Source organism: Amycolatopsis sp. WAC 01376, from assembly GCF_003947415.1.
In the GTDB taxonomy this organism is placed as follows: domain Bacteria; phylum Actinomycetota; class Actinomycetes; order Mycobacteriales; family Pseudonocardiaceae; genus Amycolatopsis.
In genome coordinates, this window is record NZ_QHKL01000001.1 from 558,692 (window position 1) to 573,419 (window position 14,728).

Consider the following 14,728-nt stretch of genomic DNA (forward strand, 5'->3'; position numbering starts at 1 on the left):
GCTGAGGCATGATCGACGCACCATGGGACGAGGAGGACCGATGCCAACGGACAACACAGGCTCGCTGTGCCTGGACGATCAGCTGTGCTTCGGGCTCTACGCGGCATCGCGCGCCGTGACCGCGCTTTATCGCGTGGTGCTCGAAGACCTTGGCCTGACCTACCCGCAATACCTGGTGATGCTCGCGCTCTGGGAGGAGGACGAGCGGCTGGTCAAGGAACTCGGCATCGTGCTGAACCTGGACTCCGGCACGCTGTCGCCCCTGCTCAAACGGCTGGAGAAGACCGGACTGGTCCGGCGTGACCGGCAGGCCGACGACGAACGGTCCGTTCGCGTCAGCCTGACCGAGGACGGCACCCGGCTCCGGGAGCGCGCGACCGGCATCCCGAAGATCATCGGCGACGCGATGGGCCTCGACGCGGCCGGTCTCGCCCGCACCCGCGCGGAACTCGATCGCTTGACAGAATCCGTGAACGCCTACCGCGAGGCCTACGTCCCGGCCGGTTAGCATGGGATTTCCGGCGCGGACAAAGGGATGACGATGATCGATCACGACGCGGCGCTCAAGGCCGTCGAGAACAGCTTGGACCGGCCGTCCGCGGCCCGCGTCTACGACTACTTCATCGGCGGCGACACGCACTACGCCATCGACCGCAATTTCGCCGAGAAGGTGCGCGAGCGCCTGCCGCTCATGGGCGACTACTGCAAGACCAGCAGGCAGTTCCTCGGCCGGGCCGTGCGGCACTGCGCCGGACTGGGCATCCGTCAGTTCGTCGACATCGGCTCCGGCCTGCCGACGGCCGGCAATGTGCACGAGGTCGCCGACGAGGCGCGGCCGCAGGAGGACACGCACGTCCTCTACATCGACAACGAGCCGATCGCCCTCGCGCATTCGACGCTGCTGCTCGCCGACACCGCCGACCCGGACCGGCACCACGCGATCGCCGCGGACCTGTTCGACCCCGAGGGCCTGTGGGAACGGGTGATGGACTCCGGCATCATCGACGTCCGGGAGCCCGTCGCGCTGGTGATCAACGCGGTCATGCACTTCATCAAGGACGAACAGGATCCGGACGCGCTGCTGGACTTCTACCGCGACCGGCTCGCGCCGGGTTCGCTGCTGGTGCTCTCGCAGATGACCAACGAGAACCCGGCCAACGACGAGGAACGACAGGCGCTGCTCGACATCCTCGAGTACTACGAGACCACCACGAACCCCGGTTTCCTGCGCACCATGGACGAGTTCCGGCGGTTCTTCGGCGGCTGGCCGCTGCTGGAACCGGGACTGGTCTACGCGCCGGCGTGGCACCCGGACGAGAAGACGATCTTCGCCGCGACGCCTTCGGAGTCGCGCGTCATCGGCGGTATCGCCCGCAAGCCGTAGCTTTTTCCGCGTGAAGGCCCCCTTCCCTTTGCTCAGCCGAGGGATGGGGGCCTTCACGCGCTTGTGACCCACGTCGCCTTGCAGTGCAACTAGGTGCATATGAAACTAGGTGCATGGCATTGGAGCACGCGATCCTCGTTTCGCTGTCCGAGCGGTCCGGCTCGGGCTACGAGCTGACGCGTCGCTTCGAGAAGTCCATCGGACTGTGGTGGAACGCCACCCACCAGCAGATCTACCGCGTCCTCAAGCGAATGGAGGAGGCGGGCTGGGTCGCCGTCGACCAGGTCGCGCAGTCCGGGAAACCCGACAAGAAGGTCTACACCGTCGGCGACGCGGGGCGGGCCGAACTGGCCCGCTGGCTCGCCGAACCCGATCCGTCGGCCACCGCCAGGGAACTCGCCGTGAAGATCCGCGGCGCGACACTCGGCGACCCGGTCGCCGTCGCCGCCGAGGTCACCCGGCATCGCGACGCGCACGCGGCACGGCTCGACGCGTACCTGCTGATCGAGAAGCACGACTTCCCCGACCCCAGCGTCCTCAGTGGACAGTCGTTGCACCAGTTCCTCGTGCTGCGCGGAGGAATCCGAACCGAACAGGGCCATGTCGAATGGCTCGAAGAAGTCCTCCGGGCATTCCACCACGATGCGTAAGGACCAGCGATGAGCCAGTACCCGAACCTGCTGTCCCCCCTCGATCTCGGCTTCACCACCCTGCGCAACAGGGTGATCATGGGTTCGATGCACACCGGTCTCGAGGACAAGGAAGCGCATTTCCCGCAACTGGCCGAGTACTACGCCGAACGCGCCCGCGGTGGCGTCGGGCTGATCGTCACCGGCGGGTTCGCGCCGAACCGGACCGGCTGGCTCCTGCCGCTGGCGTCGAAGCTCTCGACGCGCGCGGAAGCCAAGGCGCACAGGCGACTCACCGATCCCGTGCACGAGGCGGGCGGCAAGATCGCGCTGCAGATCCTGCACGCGGGCCGGTATTCCTACCATCCGCTGAGCGTCTCCGCGTCGGGCATCAAGGCGCCGATCAACCCCTTCAAACCGCGGGCCCTTTCCGGCTACGGCGTGCTGCGCCAGATCCGCGCGTTCGCCGATTGTGCCTTCCTGGCCAAGGAAGCGGGCTACGACGGCGTCGAGATCATGGGGTCCGAGGGCTACTTCATCAACCAGTTCCTCGCCGAACGGACCAACAAGCGCACCGACGAATGGGGCGGCAGCGCGGAAAACCGCCGCCGGATCGCCGTCGAGATCGTGCGCCGCACGCGTGAGGCGGTCGGCGAGGACTTCATCATCATCTACCGGCTGTCCATGCTGGACCTCGTCGAAGGCGGCCAAAGCTGGGAAGACGTCGTCGCGCTGGCCAAAGAGGTCGAAGAGGCGGGCGCGACGATCATCAACACCGGCATCGGCTGGCACGAGGCGAGGGTGCCGACGATCGTGACCTCCGTGCCGCGCGCGGCGTTCACCTGGGTGACCGGGAAGCTCAAACCGCATGTCGGGATCCCGGTGGTCACGTCGAACCGGATCAACATGCCCGAGGTCGCCGAGGAGGCGCTGGCGAGCGGTGACGCGGACCTGGTGTCGATGGCGCGGCCGTTCCTCGCCGACCCGGAATGGATCCGCAAGGCGGAGACCGGACGCGAGGACGAGATCAACACCTGCATCGCCTGCAACCAGGCCTGCCTCGACCACGCGTTCAAGCGGAAACTCGTGTCGTGCATGGTGAATCCGCGTGCGGGCCACGAGACCACGCTGACGCTTTCGCCCACGCGGAAGACCAAACGCGTCGCCGTCGTCGGCGCCGGTCCCGCCGGGCTCGCGGCCGCGACCGGCCTCGCCGAGCGCGGGCACGCCGTCGAACTGTTCGAGGCGGACGACGAGATCGGCGGCCAGTTCGGGATCGCGCGGAAGATCCCCGGCAAGGAGGAGTTCGCGGAGACCATCAGGTACTACACGCGACGGCTGGAGGTCACCGGCGTCAAGGTCCACCTCGGCACCCGTGCGACCGTCGCGGACCTCGTCGGGTTCGACGAGGTCGTGCTGGCCACCGGCGTGACCCCGCGGGTGCCGTCGCTCCCGGGTATCGACCATCCCAAGGTCCTGTCCTATGTGGACGTCGTCCGGCACGGGAAACCGGTGGGCGGCAAGGTCGCCGTGATCGGCGCGGGCGGGATCGGCGTGGACGTCAGCGAGTTCCTGACGCACACCACCTCCCCCGCGCTCGATCTGGACGCGTGGATGGCCGAATGGGGTGTCACCGACCCCGAGCACGCCGCGGGCGGGCTGACCGAGCGGAAGGCCGAGCCGTCACCGCGGCAGGTCTTCCTGCTGCAGCGCAAGAAGTCCGGTATCGGCGCGGGGCTGGGCAAGACCACCGGCTGGGTGCACCGGGCCGCGCTGAAGGCCAAGCGCGTCGAGCAGCTCACCGGGGTCACCTACGACCGGATCGACGACGACGGCCTGCACATCACCGTCGGTGACAAACCGCGTCTGCTCGACGTGGACACCGTCGTCGTCTGCGCGGGCCAGGAGCCGGTGCGCGACCTCGCCGACGACCTGCGGGCGGCCGGCTTGCCGGTGCATCTGATCGGCGGCGCCGACGTCGCGGCCGAACTGGACGCCAAACGGGCCATCGATCAGGGAACCCGCCTCGCCGCCGTTCTCTGACGAGTGGCCTCGTAGATGGCAGGATGAACCCTTGTGCGGGACGTATGCGTGATCGGGCTCGGGTTGATCGGTGGTTCGCTGCTGCGCGCGGCGCATTCGATCGGCCGTACCACGTTCGGGGCGACGACCTCCGAAGCTGACGCGGACGCCGCCAGCAGAGCGGGTTTCGACGTGACGACGCAGGTCGAAGCGGCGCTGAGCAAGGCGGCGGAGCGGGACGCGATGATCGTGCTCGCGGTGCCGCTGCCCGCCGTCGAAGAGGTGCTCCGGACCGTTTCGCGGGTCGCCGGGCACTGCGTGCTCACCGACGTGACCAGCGTGAAGGGCCCGGTGCTCGACTCGGTCCGCCGCCGCGCGCCGTACGCGAAGTTCGTCGGCGGGCATCCGATGGCCGGGACGGCGAACTCCGGCTGGAAGGCGAGCGATCCGGCGCTGTTCGATGGTGCCGCGTGGGTGCTGGGCGTCGAGCACGACACCGACCTGACGGCGTGGGCGGAGGTCGCCCGGCTGGTGCTGGACCTCGGCGCGCACGTCGTGCCGCTGCCCGCGGACTCGCACGACGAGACGGTCGCGCGGATCTCGCATCTGCCGCATATCTTCGCGGCCATCCTGGCCACGATCGGCGCGCAGGGCGGTCCGCTGGCGATGGCGCTGGCCGCCGGGTCCTACACGGACGGCACACGCGTGGCCGGTTCGAGTCCGGCGCTGGTGCGGGCGATGACCGAGGGCAACCGGGACGCGCTGCTGCCGATCGTCGACGAGGCGCTCGGACGGCTCGGTGCGGCGCGGGGTTCGCTGGCTTCGACCGGCGGCCTCGCGGTGACGGTCAACGCGGGCAACGAAGGGGCGCAAGCGTTCGCGGCCGCCAAGGACGCGGAGCGCGCGGGGGTGCGCGTCAGCCTGACCGCCCCGGACGCGCGCGACGGCCTGATCGCGCTCGGCGAGCGCGGCGGCCGGATCACCGCGATCGACGGCGACACCGCGATCGGCGACGTCTCCTGACGCGTTTCGTCCTCTGAATGCGGTAGTTGCGCGTGCAAGAACCGCATTCAGAGGACGAAATGCCGGGGGTTACTGGCCCTGCGGCGGCTGCGGCCGGCCCTGCTGGGGCGGGTTGTCCGGGGTGTCGTCGAACTTGTTGATGAAGCCCTTCGCCTTGTCCACACCGGAGTCGATCTGCGAGTCGTGGCCGGAGAACTTCGACTTGGCGAAGTCCGCCGCCTTGTCCAGGCCGCCCTCGATCTTGTCGTTGTGCTCACGGAGAGCGTCGGTGGCCTTGTTCTTCAATTCATCGAAGTTGATGCCCATGGCCTCATCGTCACACAGGTACCGGCGAACCCGCCCCGGCGATCACCCGTCACGGGGACGCTCAGAACGGCCGGTCGCCCACGATGGCGACGCGTTCGACCACCCGCGAGTGCGGGTGGTAGTCGTTGAGGGCGTAATGCTGTGTGGCGCGGTTGTCCCAGAAGGCCACCGAACCGGGCCGCCAGGCGAAGCGCACCTGGAACTCCGGGGTGTGCGCGCGGCTGAACAGGTACCGCAGGAGCCGGTCGCTCTCGTCGCGGTCGATACCGACGATGTGGGTCGTGAAGGCCTGGTTGACGAAGAGGGTGCGCCGCCCGGTCTCCGGATGGGTGCGGACGACCGGATGCTCGACCGGCGGGAAGGCGTCTTGGTGACGTAGCAACACTTCCGGGTCGGAAAAGCGGTCGAAGCCGGGGATGTAGTCGTGCACCGCGGTCAACCCGTCGATGCGTTCACGGATCTCTTCCGGCAGGTTGTCGTAGGCGGCGGCCATGTCGGCCCACATCGTGTCGCCGCCGACCGGCGGGACCTCGATCAGCCGCAGGACCGAACCGAGCGCCGGCGCGGGCCGGAACGTGACGTCCACGTGCCAGATGTTCTCGAACGCGGGCATGCTCGCCGACCGGGCGAACCGGGTGGTGTCCTCGGTCTCGCCCTTCGGGATGAACGGGTTCGTCTCCAGTTCACCCCAGTTGGCGGCGAACGCGCGCTGATGCGCCGAAGTGATGTCCTGATCGCGGAAGAACAGCACCTTCCACTCCAGCAGCGCGCGGTTCAGCTCCGCGTGGAGAGCGGGCGTCAGTGGCCGGGCGAGGTCGACGCCGCCGATCTCGGCACCGATCAGCCGTCCCAGCGGTCGCAGTGCGAAAAGTTCGTACGGGCGTTCTTCGACGCCCTCCGGCAGGCGCCGCAGCAGGCGCGGCCCTTCGAGGATCCCGCCGTCGGGGACGGTCGCGGGGCGGAGACGGACACGGTCGGGCAGTGCGATGGACATACTTGCTCCCTGGATTCACCGTCGGATGACTTGGCGAGTTGAGGAGCTAGGCGGGCGGAGAACCCAACCGTCCACGACGCAGGAGCAATGCGGCAACGCCTTCGCCGGCCGAACGTGTCGGCGCGGACTCCCAGGGGACGGACACGGGGCCATCGTGGGCGCTTTTTGGCGTGCGGTCAACACCGTCCACGAAACGGGAAGATCATCGCCTCCGCTCGGAGGGGTAACTACCCGACCAAGTGTTCCGTTCCTCGCGCGGCCGCAGCGCCTCGGCCAGCACCCATTGCGAATGCGTCGTACCGCCCCGGCCGACCGGACCCAGCTGGAAGGTGACCCAGCCGACCCAGTGCGCCGTCGTCGTCGCCCGCCACATCCCCAGCAGCCCGGGGACCGTGGCGGTCAGGTCCAGGCCGTCGGGCAGGCGGGTCTTCGCCGCGCCGACCGGGTACACCAGCTTGAGATCGACCCAAACGGGCTGGTTGGGCCGGACCATGTGCAGGTGACGCGGCCCCGGCGGCAGCGTGTCACCAGTGTCGAGCATGCGTCGATTATGCGTGAAAACTCGAACATTAGTTCGAGACGATGCTCACCCTCCCCCATCCGGGTGGTTGCGTCGCTAGGGTCGGCGCCATGCTCGTCTGGATCAACGGCCCGTTCGGCGGCGGCAAGACGCAGACCGCGCACGAACTGCACCGGCGCTTGCCCGGCAGTGTCCTGTCCGATCCCGAGATCGCGGGTTTCGGCCTGCATCGGATGATGCCGCCGCGGCTGCGTACCGACTTCCAGGACCTGTCCGCGTGGCGTCAGGGCGTTTTCGAGGTACTCGACCTGGTACTCCGCGAGCAGGAAGGACCGGTGGTCGTGCCGATGACGCTGGTGGAGCCGCGGTACTTCGAGGAGATCATCGGCGGGTTGCGGGAGCGCGGGCACGACGTCCGGCACTTCGCGCTGCTGGCCCGGCGCGAGACCGTGCTGCGACGGCTGAGCGAACGCGGCATCGTGCACTCCGTGCGGCGGAAGGGCGTCCCGCCGAAACGCGAGAGCTTCGCGGTGTCGAAGCTCGACCTCTGCTTGGACCGGCTGAGCGGCGTCGAGTTCGGCGAACACATCCCTACGGACACGCTCACCGTCGCGCAGGTCGCCGATCGGGTCGCCGCGTCGGCCGGGCTGACGCTCGCGCCGAACACGGACACCGCGCTGCGGGGCTTCGTCCGTCGCAAGTGGACGAGTGTCAAGCACATCCGGTTCGGCTGACGCTCAGGCGCGGCGGTGGTACGGCAGGAATCGCCGGACCAGTCGCAGCGGCGCGCGTTCGACGAGGTCGGGGCCGCGCACGGCGTCGAAGGCCGCGCCGATCTGGTCGACGACGCCGGACAACTGCTCGCTTTCGGGCATCGGCATCTCCGCCGGGTCCCGTTCCTCGCGGACGGCGGCCGCGAGTTCGGTGAGGGCGGCCGTCAGGAGGGCGATGTCGGCGTCGGCCGGGGCGGGGGCGCCGCGGCCGAGGGTGACGCCGACCTCGGTGACGGCGTCCGCGACACGTTCGAGTCCGGCGATCACCGGCCACCAGGCGACGGCCTGCCGTCCGGCGGCGGAGGGTTCGACGACGACCTGCTGGAACGCGGTCCGCAGGTCGGCCAGCGCGCGGTAGGCGCGGCGGCGGGCGCGTGAGCGTTCCAATCGCGCTTCGCCCGACGGCGCGAGCACGAGGCCCTTGTCGACGTATTTCACCAGGCAGTCGAGGCTGTCGGCGAGCCGTCCGCCGACCTGCGGCCGTCGGCTGCCCGGCCAGAGCAGGTAGCCGAAGAGCAGGACGATCGCGCAGCCGAGCACGGTGTCGACGAGCCGCGCGAGCACGACGTCCCAGCTTCCGGTGCTGGCGAGGTCCATCTGCAGGATGATCAGCGGCGTCACGAAGGCGCTGAGGATGCCGTAGTTGCGGACCTTGCCGACCGCGACGCCACCCGCGAACACGGCGATCAGCAGGACCAGCAGAAAGCCTTCGCCGCCCGCGGCGAGCACGGCCGCGCCGATGCCGACGCCGATCACCGTGCCGATGCCGCGCAGCACGGCGCGGCCGAAGACCGAGCCGAAGTCCGGTTTGAGGACGATGCCGACGGTGAGCGTGATCCAGTAGGAGCGTTCGAACGGGACGAGCAGCGCGACGACTTCGGCGATCGCGACGCACAACGTGAGGCGCAGCGCGGCGAACCAGGTGAGCGGACCGGAGACGAGCGAACCCGCCCAGCCGCGGAGGCGCTTGTGCCACGGCTGGACCTCGCGCCGTTTCCGGTTGTCGCCCTTGCCTATCCGGGCGAGTCCGGCGTAGAGCGCGGCGAGGACCGGGTCTGTGTCTTCTGGCGCTTCGGGAGGCTCCGGCAGTTCCTGGTTCGCGAGCACGGCGGCCGAGGTCGCGATGAAGTGGTCGATCACGTCTTCCGGGGCGCGGCGGCCGGCGTTGACCATCGCGACCGACGCCTCGACGGCCGGGGTGCTGGCCGAGAGCAGGTTGAGCAGCTGGCGGTAGGTGGCGTCGCGACCGGAGAGCCAGGATCGCGCGGTGAGAAGCCGGTCGTACGCGGTGTTCATCGCGGTCGTGAGCTGGTGGCGCGCGACGCGGGAAGTGGCTTCGTCGGTCGCGGACAGCATCGCGGCGAGTTCGACGTAGACGTGCGCGACGGCGCCGCGTTCGGGGCTGGTGGCGCGGAAGGTCCAGGTGGCGAGCGCGATCAGCAGGCTCCAGGCGGCGCCGGCGCAGAAGTAGCCGAGGAGGATTTCGACGCGCAGGCCGGTGACGTGCTGGCCGGTGCCGAGCACGCAGAAGACGAACATCTGCAATCCGGCGACCGACGCGTTGCTGCCCGCCGCGCTGATCAGCGCGGACACCGCCGCGACCCCGACGACGACCGGGATGGAAGCGGCCGGGATGCCGCCGGTGATCAGCCCGGCGAAGTAGCCGAGTGCGGCGGCCGCGGTGGCGCCGCCGAGCCGACGGGCGCGGTAGCGGTACGGGCCGGCGGATTCGGAGAGGACGGTGGGCAGGGCGCCGGTGGAGATGAGCGCGCCGACGCCGATGTCGCCGAGTGCGTAGCCGACGGCGAGCGGTACGGCGAGGGCGAGGACGGCGCGGGCGACCATGTTCCACGGAATGGGAACCGGCGTGCTGCGGAGCAGCTGCACCAGCCAATGCGGTGCGGCGATCTCGCGGCGCGACGTGCTCACGCCCCTATCTTGACTTATCCGTGGCGGCCGGAGCGGTTATCGTCGCCACATGGGCAAGACGTACTCCTTCGAGATCAACCGGACGAGCAGCGCCTCGCCCGCTTCCCTGTTCGCGCTGGAGGCCGACGGTTCCCGGTGGTCGGAATGGGCGAAGCCGGTGGTGTTCCACTCGCGCTGGGCGCGGGAACCGGATGCGGACGGGGTGGGCGCCGTCCGGGCCGTCGGCCTGTGGCCGGTGTATCTCCACGAAGAGACTCTTGAGTACGAACAGGACCGAAAGCACGTCTACGGCTTCGCGGGCCTCGCGCCGCTGAAGGACTACCGCGCCGAGGTCTCGTTCACGCCGAACGCTTCCGGCGGCACGGATCTGCGGTGGACGGGACGATTCACCGAACCGCTGCCCGGCACCGGCGCCGCCGTCCGCACCGCTCTGCGCACGGTGATCTCGATCCTGGCCACCCGCCTGGTGAAACACGCCGAACGCGCCTGACCCCACCCCCCGCCCTTCCCAAGGGGGGCGACCCCGAGTCCAGTCTACCGGCGATGGGCGCTGGGAAGGGCTGGTCGGCGGAGTTGTCCACAGGTGGCGATGGTTGTGGACAAGTCCTGTGGGGAACTGAAGGACGCCATAGCCGCATCGGACGCGGCGAAGGGAGCTTTCGCCCCTTGGGTCTACGGTGGCGAGCCCAACGCCCGGGGTGGCGGGCGGCGCGAAGGCGTAACTCACGTGTTTGGAGACGTAACTCGCGTTGATCACGCGAGTGCGGTGCCGCGTCACCCCAGGGTCACCTTCCCCTCAATAACCGTCCTTATCACTCACGAGGTCCAGCACCAGGGATGTCACGTGACTGAACGGACGACACGCGTGATCCGGCGGACGACACACGTGACTGGACGAACGACACGCGTGATCCGGCGGACGACACACGTGACTGGACGAACGACACGCGTGATCCGGCGGACGACACGACCGCGGCCGAGGGTTCCGCAGCGAGTCGTCCGCCTGATCACGTGTGTCGTCCGTTCAGGCACGCGAAAGCGCCATCCGTGCACCTGCAAGACACGGTTGGCCTAACCGTCCTTACCCACTTACGACATCTCTAGCCCGCGCCAAGGCAAAGGAAGGGCCGCCGCAGCGGGTCGGCGGCGGTCGCTTCGGCGAGTGCCAGGGCGGGCGCGGTCCCCGAGGCCAGCCGACGGTGCAGATCCGCCATCGCTTCGGCGGCGGCCTTGTCCCCGACCCGCGCGATCGCGCCGATGACCGTCCGCGATCCGCTGGCGAGCAGCGTCCCGGCGAAACCGAGCGCCTCCTCGCCGGGCCGGATGTGACTCATCGCGAGTTCGCACGCGGCCAGCACCACCCGTTCCGGCGGCTTCGCGAGCCGCGCGGTTTCGTGCGCGTACAACGGGCCGTCGACGAGTTCCAGCCGCGAGAACAGCGCGTTCGCCGGTTCGTGCGCGCCGTGCGCGACCAGGTGTGCCATCCCGGAACCGTCCAAAGCGGACAGTACGGCTTCGCTGGTCGCGTCCTTACCGTCGACGAGCCTGGCGTGCGGGTACACCGTCCGCAGGTTCCGCACCTCACCGACCGAACCCGGCACACCGGGCCCGCCGGCGAGCAGGACCGGGCCGGAGTTCCGCCGTCCCGACGCGCTCACCCATGCGGTCGCGGACGGCGCGATCGACACCGGATGTCCGTGCAGTGACGGCAAAGCACCCCACGGCAACGCGTACAGCGAGCCGATCGGCACGATGATCAGCTCGCGGTTCTGCAGCGTTTTCGCCAGCGACGCCGAGATCAGTGTGTCCAGTTTGTCCGCCCGGCGCCGCGCGGAACCGGTGACGACCTCGACGAGCGGCGCGGGCAGGTTGTCCGGGGCCAGCGCGTCGAGGTCCGCGTGCAACTGCCGCGCGGTCTCGACGATCTCCGCGAGCGGCCCCAGCTTCAGCAGCCGGAACCGGCCGTGGTCGACGACCACCGCGTACAAGGTGTCGCGATACCCCATGAGGCTGACCAGCACGCGATCGCCGAGCCGCTCCACCACCTCTTCGGGTGTCGACACCGGCCGCGGACGACCCCATTGGCTGGTGTACCACCCGAGCCGGGTCGCCTCCTGCTGCAACCGGTCGTAGCGTTCCTCGAGCTTCCCGACCGGTTCGCCGGACAACCGCCGCGCCTGGATCGTCCCCTGCACGTGCCGCATTTCGTTGATGTGCCGGGCGAGCGCCGGATCTTCGATGACCGGGAGCGGTTCGTAGCGGTACACCTGCGCGCGCGTGCGTTCCAGCCACGCGAACAGGCTCTTCGCCCCGGCGCCGCTACGCCTCGCCTTCTTGAGCACCAGTGTGAGCGCGAGTTTGCCCAGTTCTTCGCCGTGCGCCGCCGTCCCGCAGACGAGGTCGAGCCCGCCCATGCGGTCGCGGATCTGCCCGAGTTCCGCCAACCCTGCGCGCGCCTGCGCGAGCGCCGAACGCGGCCGATGCGACGCCACCGCGAGTTCGGCCCGGCACAACCGCAGCTGCATCCGGTGGTCGATCGGCGTCGTCTGCCGCGGTTTCGGTACCTGCGCCAGGAGTTCCTGCGCGGCGACCGTCTCTTCGCGACGGATCAGCAACCGCACCGCGAACATCCTGGCCGCGCCCGCTTCGTCGCGCAGACCGAGTCCGGCCAGCCGGATTGCGAGATCGGCCAGCCGCCCCGGCAGTTTCGCGGACGGCTTCTTCTCCCGGTCCGCCAGCACCTTCACCGCGTCCGCGCGGAGCCGGGTCAACGCGGCGATCTCCGCCCAGCGGCCCTTGCCACGCCGCAGGAAACTCCGCCGTGCCGACGCCGCGAGCTTCTTCGCCAGCGGGTAGTCGCGTTCCAGGATGGCGGCACCGGCCCTGGCGACCTCCGCCTCCGCGACGAGGTGCACCGCGCCGTTGTGCCGCAGTTCCGGGATGGCGTCGTCGAGATGCCGCGCGGCCTCTTCGGCGAGGCCCGCGGTCAGCAGCGCCTTCGCCTGGTCGAGCCGGACGAGCGGCAGCGAGCCGGGGCCGTCGGTCACGAAGATCGCGGCCGCCTGCTCGTAGTGCCGGAGCGCTTCCGGGATGTCCCCGAGCAGCTGCGCGTGATCACCGAGGTTGTGCCGGATCTTCCCTTCCAGCAACCGATGGCCGTGCTCGACAGCGAGGTCCGACGCCTCGACGAGGTCGCGGTACGCCGCGTCCGGGTTGCTCATTTCCAGATGCAGCCACGCGCGGTTCACCAGTGACCGGGTGAGCACCGCGCTGTACTTGCCCGCCTCGGCGGCGAGCCCGGGGAGGAAGGCGTTGTTGAGCGCGAGCGACTCCTCCAGCCGTCCGGCTCGCATCAGGACGACGGCACGCTGGAGCCCGACGACGAAGCGCAGCTCGTGGCGGACATCGCCACCCGGCAGCAGGAGCCGGATGCGTTCCGCCTCGTCCAGCCGGGCGAAACCGTCCTCTTGGGACACGAACTCCGCCTCGGCCGCCGCCAGGCTGATCAGGATCCGGACCCGGATCTCCAGCCGGGCGACCAGATCCGCGTCCACCGGACCGAGAAGTGCGAGCGCGCGCCGAAGCAGCCGTATCGGCCTGCTGAGCCCGTGATCCGAGGCGGCGGCCCTCGCCCGGCGATGGAGTTCGGCCGCTTCCTCGGCTACGGGATCGACGACAGGAGGAGACGGCGCGGGCACACGCACTATGGGAGCACACCCACGCCGCATAACGGAACAGCCGTCCGGTTAGAGCACCACTGTGGGGGTCACGACGGTCCTGCGACAGGTCACGTCACCGAGGTGGATCACGATCTGGGTGGTGCCCTGGGGGACGTTGTCCAGCACGAATCGGCCTCCCTCGTCGGCGGTGGTGGAACTCGTGCCGTGCTCGGCCACGCGAACCTCCACTCCGTACTCGCCGGCGGGCACGAGCCAGCCGTCGATCCGGTGTTTCTTGCCGATCTTGGTGAGGTTGATCATCACGGTCAGGTCGCTGACGGTGAAGGTGATCGTGCCGGTGTCGCTGCCACGGACGCCTGCCGTGGCGTCCATCCGTTCCCAGCGGGCGACCTCGACGTCGAGGTTTTCGAGCGCGAGCGCGAACTGAACCCGCTGCACCAGATCTCCCGGCGGCGGGTCCAATTCGTCCATGAAGCGCCCGATATCGGCGAGCAGGTCCTCATCGCCCGGGGAGGTCATCTCCCCCGGCGTCCCGAGGTCGTTCATCGGCTTCCCCCTTCGTGGGCCAGCAGGTCGCGCATCGATTCGAGGCAACGGCCCCTGGTCGGGCCGACACTTCCGCGCGGCATACGGAGTGCTTCGGCGACCAGTTGGTATTCGGCCCGCCCGGCGAGCACGGTCAGCCGAAGGAGCTGCTGACAGCGGTGCGGCAGGCGGAGGAAGGCGCGCCAGACCCGGCGATCCCGGTCGGCGCGGACGGCTTCCTCCTCGGGAGCCGGATGGGTGCTCTCCATGCTTTCGGCCAGCTCGTCGGTCAGCGGGACGGGCTGGGCGCGGCGGCCGAAAGGATGCTGTGCTTCACGTCTGGTGGTGGTGATCAACCAGGCGGCGAGCGCCTTGGGGTCACGAAGTTTGTCGAGCTGACTGAAGAGGGCGAGCCACACCGTCTGGACCACGTCCTCGGCGGTCAGGCGATCGAGCCCGTTCGCACGCGCGACATGCCACACGAGCGGGGTCAGCTCGTGCACAAGTCTGTCCATCGCCTGGCGGTCACCGGCGCGGGCCGCACGCATACAGGCGGCATGCAGGTCGGCACCGGTCAGTCCTTCCCATGGCGGGTCTACCTCGGTCGTTTGCACGTCGGTCACCGTATCTGCCCCACTTCGGACGTGTCTTCGTGTCGGCGCTGGCAGTATCGCGGGCCTTTCGGGGAAAAGGAGCGTGCAAGAGGCTCTGGGATACATCAAGTCACTAACTTTTTTGTCGGGTTTCCGGTCGTCCCCCTCGAGGTGGGCGAGGACAAAGGCACCGGCCGGCGCGAGTAGGTGTGGACTGCGCACCGGCCGGCCCTTTTTCCCTCCCCCCGGGCCCGCTCCCCAACGGGCCCGCGTCCGGGCGTCCCCCTCCCCCGAAGGAGCACCCGGAGGTGATGCCCGGAGGCCCCCTCGGCCTCCGGACATCACCTGTC

Annotated in this window: 14 protein-coding genes; 7 read left to right on the forward strand and 7 right to left on the reverse strand. The window is 69.4% G+C overall.

What is annotated here, in order from left to right:
• Nucleotides 1–40 precede the first annotated feature (40 nt).
• The 5 genes from DMH03_RS02625 (at nucleotide 41) to DMH03_RS02645 (ending at nucleotide 5,058) form a co-directional block, all read left to right on the forward strand.
• On the forward strand, nucleotides 41–508 hold the full coding sequence (locus tag DMH03_RS02625; RefSeq protein ID WP_125790403.1) for a MarR family winged helix-turn-helix transcriptional regulator: 468 nt from the start codon (nucleotides 41–43) through the stop codon (nucleotides 506–508).
• Nucleotides 509–535: 27 nt separating this feature from the next.
• The gene (locus DMH03_RS02630; protein WP_199748654.1) at nucleotides 536–1,384 is read left to right on the forward strand and encodes an SAM-dependent methyltransferase; all 849 of its coding nucleotides are present in this window, start codon (nucleotides 536–538) and stop codon (nucleotides 1,382–1,384) included.
• Between the two features lie 113 nt (nucleotides 1,385–1,497).
• Entirely contained in the window at nucleotides 1,498–2,034 is a 537-nt protein-coding gene (locus DMH03_RS02635) for a PadR family transcriptional regulator (RefSeq protein ID WP_125790405.1), read from the forward strand.
• 9 nt (nucleotides 2,035–2,043) lie between these two features.
• Nucleotides 2,044–4,056, forward strand: a complete 2,013-nt coding sequence (locus tag DMH03_RS02640; protein ID WP_125790406.1) for an NADPH-dependent 2,4-dienoyl-CoA reductase — start codon at nucleotides 2,044–2,046, stop codon at nucleotides 4,054–4,056.
• 48 nt (nucleotides 4,057–4,104) lie between these two features.
• The gene (locus DMH03_RS02645; protein WP_125791504.1) at nucleotides 4,105–5,058 is read left to right on the forward strand and encodes a prephenate dehydrogenase; all 954 of its coding nucleotides are present in this window, start codon (nucleotides 4,105–4,107) and stop codon (nucleotides 5,056–5,058) included.
• Nucleotides 5,059–5,127: 69 nt separating this feature from the next.
• Here DMH03_RS02645 and DMH03_RS02650 read toward each other — a convergent pair whose 3' ends face one another.
• The 3 genes from DMH03_RS02650 to DMH03_RS02660 form a co-directional block, all read right to left on the reverse strand.
• On the reverse strand, nucleotides 5,128–5,364 hold the full coding sequence (locus DMH03_RS02650; protein ID WP_125790407.1) for an antitoxin: 237 nt from the start codon (nucleotides 5,362–5,364) through the stop codon (nucleotides 5,128–5,130).
• 61 nt (nucleotides 5,365–5,425) lie between these two features.
• The gene (locus tag DMH03_RS02655) at nucleotides 5,426–6,358 is read right to left on the reverse strand and encodes a TauD/TfdA family dioxygenase (protein WP_125790408.1); all 933 of its coding nucleotides are present in this window, start codon (nucleotides 6,356–6,358) and stop codon (nucleotides 5,426–5,428) included.
• Nucleotides 6,359–6,560: 202 nt separating this feature from the next.
• Nucleotides 6,561–6,899 carry a hypothetical protein gene (locus DMH03_RS02660; RefSeq protein ID WP_125790409.1) on the reverse strand — a complete coding sequence of 113 codons (339 nt, stop codon included), beginning with the start codon at nucleotides 6,897–6,899 and terminating at the stop codon, nucleotides 6,561–6,563.
• 89 nt (nucleotides 6,900–6,988) lie between these two features.
• Here DMH03_RS02660 and DMH03_RS02665 point away from each other — a divergent pair, with 89 nt between their 5' ends.
• Nucleotides 6,989–7,612, forward strand: coding sequence for an AAA family ATPase (locus tag DMH03_RS02665; protein ID WP_125790410.1), 624 nt, complete (start codon nucleotides 6,989–6,991; stop codon nucleotides 7,610–7,612).
• 3 nt (nucleotides 7,613–7,615) lie between these two features.
• Here DMH03_RS02665 and DMH03_RS02670 read toward each other — a convergent pair whose 3' ends face one another.
• A complete protein-coding gene (locus DMH03_RS02670) occupies nucleotides 7,616–9,580 on the reverse strand; it encodes an FUSC family protein (RefSeq protein ID WP_125790411.1) in 1,965 nt (654 codons plus the stop codon).
• A 49-nt stretch (nucleotides 9,581–9,629) separates the two neighbouring features.
• Between DMH03_RS02670 and DMH03_RS02675 the strand changes: the two genes are divergently transcribed.
• Entirely contained in the window at nucleotides 9,630–10,070 is a 441-nt protein-coding gene (locus DMH03_RS02675) for an SRPBCC family protein (protein ID WP_125790412.1), read from the forward strand.
• Between the two features lie 610 nt (nucleotides 10,071–10,680).
• Here DMH03_RS02675 and DMH03_RS02680 read toward each other — a convergent pair.
• From DMH03_RS02680 to DMH03_RS02690, 3 genes are read right to left on the reverse strand one after another with little or no spacing between them, the layout of a single operon-like run.
• On the reverse strand, nucleotides 10,681–13,284 hold the full coding sequence (locus DMH03_RS02680) for a CHAT domain-containing protein (protein WP_125790413.1): 2,604 nt from the start codon (nucleotides 13,282–13,284) through the stop codon (nucleotides 10,681–10,683).
• A 42-nt stretch (nucleotides 13,285–13,326) separates the two neighbouring features.
• Nucleotides 13,327–13,806 (reverse strand): carboxypeptidase regulatory-like domain-containing protein, encoded by a 480-nt coding sequence (locus DMH03_RS02685; protein WP_125780735.1) that lies wholly within the window; start codon nucleotides 13,804–13,806, stop codon nucleotides 13,327–13,329.
• Nucleotides 13,803–14,408, reverse strand: a complete 606-nt coding sequence (locus DMH03_RS02690) for an RNA polymerase sigma factor (protein WP_101611873.1) — start codon at nucleotides 14,406–14,408, stop codon at nucleotides 13,803–13,805. Before DMH03_RS02690 ends, DMH03_RS02685 begins: the two co-directional genes overlap by 4 nt.
• Between the last annotated feature and the right edge of the window lie 320 nt (nucleotides 14,409–14,728).

Coding starts and splice junctions, on each gene's coding strand:
- DMH03_RS02625 (WP_125790403.1), top strand. CDS start 41: ATGCCAACGGACAACACAGGCTCGCTGTGCCTGGACGATCAGCTGTGC.
- DMH03_RS02630 (WP_199748654.1), top strand. CDS start 536: ATGACGATGATCGATCACGACGCGGCGCTCAAGGCCGTCGAGAACAGC.
- DMH03_RS02635 (WP_125790405.1), top strand. CDS start 1,498: ATGGCATTGGAGCACGCGATCCTCGTTTCGCTGTCCGAGCGGTCCGGC.
- DMH03_RS02640 (WP_125790406.1), top strand. CDS start 2,044: ATGAGCCAGTACCCGAACCTGCTGTCCCCCCTCGATCTCGGCTTCACC.
- DMH03_RS02650 (WP_125790407.1), bottom strand. CDS start 5,364: ATGGGCATCAACTTCGATGAATTGAAGAACAAGGCCACCGACGCTCTC.
- DMH03_RS02655 (WP_125790408.1), bottom strand. CDS start 6,358: ATGTCCATCGCACTGCCCGACCGTGTCCGTCTCCGCCCCGCGACCGTC.
- DMH03_RS02660 (WP_125790409.1), bottom strand. CDS start 6,899: ATGCTCGACACTGGTGACACGCTGCCGCCGGGGCCGCGTCACCTGCAC.
- DMH03_RS02665 (WP_125790410.1), top strand. CDS start 6,989: ATGCTCGTCTGGATCAACGGCCCGTTCGGCGGCGGCAAGACGCAGACC.
- DMH03_RS02675 (WP_125790412.1), top strand. CDS start 9,630: ATGGGCAAGACGTACTCCTTCGAGATCAACCGGACGAGCAGCGCCTCG.
- DMH03_RS02685 (WP_125780735.1), bottom strand. CDS start 13,806: ATGAACGACCTCGGGACGCCGGGGGAGATGACCTCCCCGGGCGATGAG.